Origin of the sequence: Bacillus sp. EKM501B (genome assembly GCF_011800505.1) — a bacterium.
Classification (GTDB): Bacteria; Bacillota; Bacilli; order Bacillales; family Bacillaceae_G; genus Bacillus_A; species Bacillus_A cereus.
Genome location: NZ_JAALFZ010000095.1, coordinates 1 through 242, shown reverse-complemented (window position 1 = coordinate 242; position 242 = coordinate 1). Strand labels below are relative to the sequence as shown.

The following is a 242-nucleotide window of genomic DNA, read 5'->3' as shown; positions in this document are numbered from 1 at the left end:
GTGGAGCCTAGCGGGATCGAACCGCTGACCTCCTGCGTGCAAGGCAGGCGCTCTCCCAGCTGAGCTAAGGCCCCAAACAAGTATCGGGAAGACAGGATTTGAACCTGCGACCCCCTGGTCCCAAACCAGGTGCTCTACCAAGCTGAGCCACTTCCCGAAAGAAAACGCGCCCGAGAGGAGTCGAACCCCTAACCTCTTGATCCGTAGTCAAACGCTCTATCCAATTGAGCTACGGGCGCATA

Annotated in this window: 3 tRNA genes; all 3 read right to left on the bottom strand. The window is 57.9% G+C overall.

What is annotated here, in order from left to right:
• Position 1 precedes the first annotated feature (1 nt).
• A tRNA-Ala gene (locus HFD78_RS29295) sits at positions 2 to 74 on the bottom strand.
• Between the two features lie 9 nt (positions 75 to 83).
• A tRNA-Pro gene (locus tag HFD78_RS29290) sits at positions 84 to 157 on the bottom strand.
• 8 nt (positions 158 to 165) lie between these two features.
• Positions 166 to 239: transfer RNA gene (locus HFD78_RS29285), tRNA-Arg, on the bottom strand.
• Between the last annotated feature and the right edge of the window lie 3 nt (positions 240 to 242).